We start from the raw sequence: 7,871 nt of genomic DNA, 5'->3' as shown, positions 1-7,871 counted from the left end.
ACGCCCGGATTTCCGAAGGCTGTCGCCGCTTCCTGCTGTGTGATATTGATGCCTTTGATTAATTCCTGCTCGTTTCTGGCTACGCGGATTCCTTTACCGCCACCGCCGGCAGTTGCTTTAATAATCACCGGATACTGGATCTTTTTGACAAGCTCAAGGGCTTCGTCAATATCATTAATGATCCCTTTCGATCCAGGAACAATTGGAACCCCCGCTTCCCGCATGGTTTCCCTTGCGATGTCCTTGGTTCCCATCTTTGTAATCGCTTCAGGACTTGGGCCCACAAAGGTAATATTACATTCGCGGCAAAGCTCGGCAAAATCGGCATTTTCTGCCAAAAATCCATAACCAGGATGAATTGCATCACAGCCTGTTAATTTTGCGACACTTATAATATTGGTAACATTTAAGTAACTGTCTTTTGATGACGTTGGTCCAATACAGTAAGCTTCATCAGCCAGCTGAACATGCAATGCTTCACGGTCCGCTTCAGAAAATACCGCAACCGATTCAATTCCCATTTCGCGGCAGGCGCGGATAATCCGAACTGCAATTTCTCCTCTGTTTGCAATTAACAGTTTTTTTATCATTCCGTTACGCTCCTTATTCTGGCTTTACTAAAAATAACGGCTGTCCGTACTCGACTAATTGGCCATCTTTAACTAGCACTTCGACAATTTCTCCGGTTACTTCTGCCTCAATTTCATTAAATAGCTTCATCGCTTCTACAATACAAACGATGGAATCCTTCGTTACTTTTGAACCTGCTTTTACATAAGCCTCTGCTTCTGGACTTGGGGAAGCATAGAATGTTCCTACCATTGGTGAAGTAATTTTATGTAAATTCGTATCCTCTGTTTCAACAGCTGCAGCCTTTGGTGCTTCCTGTTTAACAGCTTGAACAGGTGCCTGCGGGGCCGGGGCCGGCACTGGGGCTGCTTGAACGGCCACAGGAGCTAGGGCAGCTGCCGGTTGTACAGCAGGCTGAACAACAGTTACACCATTATTCTTTTTCATTTGAATTTTAGAGCCTTCGTTTTCATATACAAATTCTTCAATACTGGATTGATCAACAAGTTTAATTAATTCGCGAATTTCTTGAACCTTTAACATTGAATAACACCCTCTTGTTCAAATTAAAATTATTACTTGCTACTAATACTATACCTTAAGACTTCATGTGAGTTCAATCATCTTAATTATAAATGAAAACTCACCGATTGGCGAGTCCGCTAGGACGGTTCATGAGGTGTAGTTGAATTTATACTTCCCTATTAGCTAAAACACAAAAACAGGAAAGCGCAAAAGCGCTTTCCTAACCTCTCTTTTTATTTGGATGGCTGGAAAGTAACGGCTACAAAATTACTTTCACCGATCTCCTTTTTCACTTCTAAGATTATTTTATTTGCAGCTGAAGCAGATGGCTTTTTCTTGGATTTAACGGTTACTCTTACCTTTTCACCATCAGCTCTTACCAATGCATCCTCATAGCCCATTGTTTTAATCATCGTTTCTAATAATTCTTCCTTTTGAGCAATGTCATTCAGCTTTTGCATTTGATCCTTCGCTTTCATCCGCTCTTCTGCTGGAAGATCAGTGGAAGCCATAGTAGCTGTTAATTCTTCCTTCTGTTCGCCACGCAGTTCATCAAGCTTTAAGCGAAGCTCTTCAAATTCCGCATCACCGGCAACTGTAGAAACGACTGTTTTTCCATCCTTTGCTTCGGTTTTCGTTTTAGTATCCTTATTTGCCACCTCGTTCTTCACATTTTTCTCCACAGAGGCAAGGTCTGTGCTCTTTTGCTCTGGAGATGTGATGTAATAAACCGACAATACCACGACCAGACTCAACATCGTTAATAACCAAACTGTTTGCTTTTTCAATAGCATTCTAAAAATCCCCCTTTTATTTTTTAGGAACAACTGATACACGATGGCTCGAAACTCCTAAAACCCGTGTAACAGCTTCGACTATCCATTTTTTCACTTGAATATTTTCTGCACCTTTCGCTACGACTAAGACACCGCGAATATCCGGCTTCTTGGTTTCCACGACAACCGGCACTTCTTTTTCGCCATTTCGGATAATCACCAGCTGCTCATCAACGGTATTATCCTGAACCTTGCGCTGGCCGCCCTGAGTATCCGATTCCTCGGTTGTTTGCGATTTGTTTGACCGATTCTTTTCGAAAATTTTCTTGTCTGAAGAATCAATGTTAACAATCACGGTAACATCATCGACACCCAGCATTTCCTGGAGTGCTTTCTTTAATTGGTCCTCATATTTTTCTTCATATTCAGCAATGGTTTTATTGCCAGAGCTTTTATTCAATCCAAAAGCGGCGACATCCTCATCGCCACCCGTCTTTGCGGTTGCGGCTGCCGGAATGGCCGTGGAGCCAGTGTCATTTTTTAACACGATATTTCCAATAAGCATTAGGCTTGCTCCAATACACAGAACAAGAAGCATATACTGGAATTTCCCCGGCTTTTTACCTGATTTTTCATCCTGCTCATCCATTCTAAGCAGTTTTTTCAGCCATGAAATTGGCCCTTTATTATTACCCATTTTTCTTCTGGATCCCCCCTTCAATCGAAACATCAACTGTTTCTTCTGTTACGTTCCATTTTTTAGAGAGAAATGCGGCAATTTTTTCTGTTTCTTCTGCCCGTTTTTTAGATGGAAGAGGTGCTTCTGTGTTGATTACTACTGGTTTAACTGCTTCGACTGTCTTTTCTCCTGTTTCTGGCTGTTTCAGAAGAACCATTACCTTTTGGAGGTTTTCAGGGAATGCTCGGTCACTTTCTGCATTTGTTTCTACATCAATTTGTGCGATTTCCAATCCATACTGCTCCATTAACTCCCCCTCTACACCCTTTTTTAGCTGGACAGCCATTTCTTTTAAAATATATGCATGCTGAGAGGCTTGTATTTCTTTTTTCTTCGAATCTATTAAATTTTTCATATTTTTTTCTTCAGGAGCCTGATAAGAAGGAATAGCTGCGATAGCTCCCTCAAAATCCTTTGAAATAATCTTGAAGAGAGGAGTTAGAATAATGGCAATTAACAAAAGGCCCGTCACCATCTTCGTATATTTCTGCATGCTTGAATTTGGCAGCAGCATATCAATCACCGTGGCCAACAGGATAAATAGAATGATATTTGTAACCCACTCTTTTAAAAATTCCATTTTGCTCACCCACTCCCTATCGCATCATCATCGTCAAATTTCCGGCTGCGATTATGACTGTTATACTTAGAAAAAACATCAATGAGACAATCCCTAATGCGGCGAAAACATAGATGACACTTTTGCTGATAATATCAAGGCAAGTGATAATGGGCCCTCCGCCTAACGGCTGAAGGATGGCGGCAGCAAATTTATAGATAAATGAAATCATCAAAATTTTAAATGCAGGGAAGGCAACTATAATCAGCAAAATGGCCACTCCGGCAATCCCGACTGAATTTTTTAAAAGCACTGAGGCACTGACAACCGTATCCGTCGCATCGGTAAACATCCTGCCAATAACCGGGATGAAATTTCCGGTAATAAATTTAGCAGTCCGTATCGTAATTCCGTCTGTTACCGCTGTAGATGCTCCCTGGACGGAAATTACCCCTAGAAATACGGTTAAAAACAGTCCCATTAAACCGATGCTCCAGTTTCTTAACAGCGCGGCCAATTGAGTGACCTTATATTGATCAGACATCGTGCTGACAATGCTTAGTAAAGCTGCCAGGAACAAAAGCGGCAGAATTACGTATTGCATTAATAATCCACTCATATTCATCAAGAACAAGATAACGGGGTGAAAAAACGCTGCCGACACCAGTCCGCCCGATGCAGCCATCAAAGCAAGCAGCAAAGGAATCAAGGCGAGAACGAAGGAGATCATTGTTCCAATCGCTTCGTTTGTATAGGAAATGGCGATATGAAAACTATTTAAAGCGATAATCACGAGCACCATATACACAATCGCATAGGCCACTTTGCTAATATTGCTTTTTTCAAAGGCATTTTGCATCGTTTGCAGAAACATACTGAATATCGATAGCATGATTAATGAACCGAGCAATTTGCCGTTGGCCAGGAACTCATGGAAAAGGAATTTTAGAAATCCCATACCCCACTGCTTGAACGAAAACTCTTTCTCGCCTTTGATAAAGTCATACAGGCTTCCCTTCTGGCTCTCCGGAAGAAAACCGCCGTATTTATTGCTAATATCTTCCCAAAACTGTTTAAGCTCTGTTAAATCCAAGCTTTCTAGCTGTGAATCCACCAGCTCCTGCGGCGAAAGAGGGCTGGTATTGGCTTGAGTGGGCTCTGACCCCTGTGCAGCTTGGACACTTGGACTATAGCAAAAAAAGACTAAGAGAATGATAATTGGAATAATCTGCAGCCACTGCTTCATCTTTTACTAACACCTCTTCCCGAAAACGATTAATTCGGAATTAGTTTGATTATGGTTTCGATTAATACAGTAAGAATTGGTATAGCCATGGCGAGTATAATGACTTTTCCTGCTAATTCAATTTTTGAGGCGACGGCCCCCTGGCCCGCATCCTTTGTAATCTGAACGGCAAATTCGGCGATATAGGCAATCCCGATTATTTTAAGAATCGTCTCAACATAAACGAGATTCACCTTTGCATTTATGGCCAGTCTTTCGAGCATATGAATGATTTCGTAGATCTTGTCCACCAGAAAAAGAAATATCGAGCAGCCAACAAAGACTATTAATAGGAAGGCGATGTTCGGTTTTTGTTCCTTAATAATTAAGGCAAGAAAGGTAGCGACGAGGGCAATTCCAACTATTTTAATAATTTCAATGGCAAAGCCCCCCTTTCTATTGGAACAAAAAGACCGATTTTATTTTTTGGAACAGATCATCTACGATGGATGCCACTTGAAATAAAATATAAATAAAGCCAAACAAGGTTACCCATTGCGCATATTCCTTTTTCCCAACTTGATCAAGAACTGTATGCAAAAAGGCGACCACAATGCCGACACCTGCTATTTTGAAAATAATATCCACTTCTAAACCCATTGCTTTTCCCCCTAAAATAATAAAATTATCAACAATAATCCTGATAAGAATCCAAGACTCTTGACCATTTTTTCGTACTTCGCTTGTGCTTGGACAGCCTCTGCTTCTTCTCTTTCCAGATGGGAAAGGGTCAGCATGATGTGTTTCTGCTGGGAAAAGCGGTCATGTCGGCCAAGGGTTTCGCCAAATTGCCTCATAATTTCATATTCGCCCTGTTTTAATGCAGTCGATTTCCATATTTCCTTTAGGCTCGATTCCCAAGCCTCTTTTACAGTTGTCTCTGAATTGGTCAACTTCCCTGCAAAGCTCTCAAAAAAAGTGGATAGGGGCTTAGCCATCTGGGCTGCCAGCCGTCTTGCGGCTTCATGAAGAGGCGTATGCCCATACATGATCTCAGCCTCAAGGGATTGCAGGGCAAATTTCAAAGCTCGCAGCTGCTTCGGTCGCTCGCTAAGGTTTCTTGCGGCCTCAAAGCCTGTGAAGGTAGTGGCAACAACAATAAAAATGGCACCAATCAGCTTAACCATCTATGTCACGCTCGCTTTTTGGTTTAATTTTTGTCCGCTTCCATCCAAAATTTCCGTGATCGTCCCCGGACCAGCCTTACGGCTAAGGATTATTAACCGATCAAAGATTCCTTGGCTGAGTATTTCCTTTAACGAAGGCCTTTTGCTGATTTCTTCCAGGCTCGTCCCATGGGTCGTCATGAACAGCTTGATGCCGGCATGAACGGCTTCCTGGATTGCTTCGGCATCTTCTTTACGGCCAATTTCATCTACGACCAGAACTTCCGGGCTCATCGAGCGGATCATCATCATCATTCCCTCCGCTTTAGGGCAGGCATCAAGAACATCCACACGGTACCCGAAGGTTAATTGCGGGATTCCATTTACACATCCCGCTATTTCACTCCGCTCATCGACAATGCCTACTTTGGAGGCAGCAATGTTCCGGTAACCTGTTGAGATAATCCTTGCAACATCCCGCAGCAGTGTTGTTTTTCCTGTTTGCGGCGGCCCGATAATCATCGTGTTCATCCAGTTTCCATTGCAGATGTAGGGAATAATAGGTTCGGCACTGCCGAGCTTTTCTTTCGCAATTCGAATGTTAAACGAAGATATATCCCTTATCGCCTTTACTCTTTCATTCTCCAGAATGACTTTTCCGGCTAGACCGATTCGATGGCCGCCTGAAACAGTGATATATCCGCGCTTAAGCTCCTCTTCCAAGGTATAAATGGAAAAATGGCTAATTTTATTCATTAACTGAACGGCATCTTCAGGCTGAATAATATACGATAGAAAGGTTGGCGCTCCCCTCATCGTTAATTCGATGGGCCGATTAATACGAATCCGAATTTCTTCGATTTCCTTTTTTTGGACAGGAGGGATTTGATTGATCAGGTCGGCGATTTTTCTTGGTAAAAAATTAAGTAAGGTTTCCACGAAAGCTTCCTCCTTGATTTACCCTTCTCATTAATTAAAATGTATGCCTGCTTGGACACATTATGACTGACAAATCTTCTAAAAATTGCTTTCACTCTATTTTTTTACATCTATTTAATAGAAACGAAAAACGGGGACAGTTCTTCTGCTCAAAAGCAGAAGAACCGTCCCCGTGCATCATTTATCGTATTTCTTAATCCAGTTATACATTTGCATTTCGGTAACCGGACCATTGTAGTGTTCTCTTATAATTCCTTGCTTATCAATGACAAAAGTCTCAGGCTGGCCAGTTACGTTATATTGCTTGGAAACTTTGGCATTATAGTCGAATAAATAAACCATTCCTTCTTTATTGTCATTTGTTACCTTTTTAATTCGGTCAATGGTTTCGCCACGGTTTATCATAAGCAATGGATATTTGCCGCCATAATCCTTTTGAAAGGCTGCTAATTCCGGGAACTCATCCTTACAAGGCTTGCACCAGCTTGCAAAGTAGTTTAAAATCACGACTTTACCCTTATAATCTGAAAGCTTTGTCGTTCCGCCATCATAATTAGGCAGTTCAAAATTAAAGGCTTTATCGCCAACATCGGTATGTTTGCCTTTTGTGACAAGGCTATAACCAAAAAATCCGAACATCGCGATAATAAGAATCAACACAAGTGGTTTAATAACCCGCTGGTTCATTCGCACTTCCTCCTGACGGGCTGTCTCCCAGCCTTATTCCTTCCTATTTATCTAACTGCTTTAAAAACTCAATTTCCTTTTTCAGCTTGTCATGCCGTTTTCCAATAATGAGCATATACGCAAAAATCACAACCCAAGCAACAGAATAAGCACCTAACATATATTCATAATTCATGATTGGTTCCTCCTATTTATCTAATGACTCTCTTAATCTTTCCTTATATTGTTCTACTGTTATTTTCATTTTTTCAAAAGAAACACCCTTATGAAGTAGATAGGAATAAAGAATAGTAAAAGCTGTAATCGTGACCAGCAAGGCGACAAGCATTGTATCCTCAATTCCGCCGCCTTTTTGAGAAGGTCCATCACCAAAAACAATTGGGTGGAACTTTGTCTGCCACCAGCGGATTGCAAAGAAGACAATCGGTACGTCGGCAAAGCCAATAATTCCGAAGACTGCGGCGAGTCTTGCTTTCTTATCCCAAACCCCATCCATTTGCCGAATCATGATATAGGCAATGTAAATAAAGAATAGAATGAGCGTTGTAATAAGGCGCGGTTCCCATACCCACCAGGTATTCCAAGCGGATCTTGCCCAGATTGGACCTGTTGTCAGAACGATAATCGTGAAAACAACACCAATTTCTGCGGAAACATAGGCATACGTGTCATAAATCCTTTTCCG

At 41.7% G+C, this 7,871-nt stretch carries 13 protein-coding genes; all 13 read right to left on the bottom strand.

All coding sequences use genetic code 11. The features are described 5' to 3' along the window. A partial coding sequence (locus tag KHB02_RS14240; protein WP_277398254.1) for a biotin carboxylase N-terminal domain-containing protein occupies positions 1–590 on the bottom strand: 590 nt, incomplete at its 3' end. 13 nt (positions 591–603) lie between these two features. Next, positions 604–1,113: an acetyl-CoA carboxylase biotin carboxyl carrier protein gene (gene accB / locus KHB02_RS14235; protein WP_213144901.1), complete on the bottom strand. Its 510-nt coding sequence runs from the start codon at positions 1,111–1,113 to the stop codon at positions 604–606. 215 nt (positions 1,114–1,328) lie between these two features. Then, complete coding sequence (locus KHB02_RS14230; RefSeq protein ID WP_213144900.1) at positions 1,329–1,889, bottom strand: SpoIIIAH-like family protein; 561 nt, start codon at positions 1,887–1,889, stop codon at positions 1,329–1,331. Positions 1,890–1,905: 16 nt separating this feature from the next. Continuing rightward, on the bottom strand, positions 1,906–2,568 hold the full coding sequence (gene spoIIIAG, locus KHB02_RS14225) for a stage III sporulation protein AG (protein ID WP_213144899.1): 663 nt from the start codon (positions 2,566–2,568) through the stop codon (positions 1,906–1,908). After that, positions 2,561–3,190 (bottom strand): stage III sporulation protein AF, encoded by a 630-nt coding sequence (spoIIIAF, locus tag KHB02_RS14220; protein WP_213144898.1) that lies wholly within the window; start codon positions 3,188–3,190, stop codon positions 2,561–2,563. The genes spoIIIAG and spoIIIAF overlap by 8 nt, the downstream gene beginning before the upstream one ends. A 16-nt stretch (positions 3,191–3,206) precedes the next feature. Then, positions 3,207–4,415: a stage III sporulation protein AE gene (spoIIIAE, locus tag KHB02_RS14215; RefSeq protein WP_213144897.1), complete on the bottom strand. Its 1,209-nt coding sequence runs from the start codon at positions 4,413–4,415 to the stop codon at positions 3,207–3,209. Between the two features lie 29 nt (positions 4,416–4,444). After that, the gene (spoIIIAD, locus tag KHB02_RS14210) at positions 4,445–4,825 is read right to left on the bottom strand and encodes a stage III sporulation protein AD (protein WP_241113860.1); all 381 of its coding nucleotides are present in this window, start codon (positions 4,823–4,825) and stop codon (positions 4,445–4,447) included. Between the two features lie 25 nt (positions 4,826–4,850). Beyond that, complete coding sequence (gene spoIIIAC / locus KHB02_RS14205) at positions 4,851–5,054, bottom strand: stage III sporulation protein AC (protein WP_007084610.1); 204 nt, start codon at positions 5,052–5,054, stop codon at positions 4,851–4,853. A gap of 11 nt (positions 5,055–5,065) precedes the next feature. Next, positions 5,066–5,581 (bottom strand): stage III sporulation protein SpoIIIAB, encoded by a 516-nt coding sequence (spoIIIAB, locus tag KHB02_RS14200; protein WP_213144896.1) that lies wholly within the window; start codon positions 5,579–5,581, stop codon positions 5,066–5,068. Beyond that, the gene (gene spoIIIAA, locus KHB02_RS14195; RefSeq protein WP_213144895.1) at positions 5,582–6,499 is read right to left on the bottom strand and encodes a stage III sporulation protein AA; all 918 of its coding nucleotides are present in this window, start codon (positions 6,497–6,499) and stop codon (positions 5,582–5,584) included. A 177-nt stretch (positions 6,500–6,676) separates the two neighbouring features. Beyond that, on the bottom strand, positions 6,677–7,186 hold the full coding sequence (locus tag KHB02_RS14190) for a TlpA family protein disulfide reductase (RefSeq protein WP_213144894.1): 510 nt from the start codon (positions 7,184–7,186) through the stop codon (positions 6,677–6,679). Positions 7,187–7,229: 43 nt separating this feature from the next. Beyond that, complete coding sequence (locus KHB02_RS14185; RefSeq protein ID WP_213144893.1) at positions 7,230–7,361, bottom strand: CcmD family protein; 132 nt, start codon at positions 7,359–7,361, stop codon at positions 7,230–7,232. Positions 7,362–7,373: 12 nt separating this feature from the next. Further along, positions 7,374–7,871 (bottom strand): cytochrome c biogenesis protein (locus KHB02_RS14180; protein ID WP_241113859.1); only part of this gene is annotated, 498 nt, incomplete at its 5' end.

Source organism: Neobacillus citreus, from assembly GCF_018343545.2.
GTDB classification, from domain to species: domain Bacteria; phylum Bacillota; class Bacilli; order Bacillales; family Cytobacillaceae; genus Neobacillus; species Neobacillus citreus.
The sequence above is the reverse complement of the archived record's forward strand: the minus strand, read 5'-3'. Positions and strand labels throughout refer to the sequence as shown.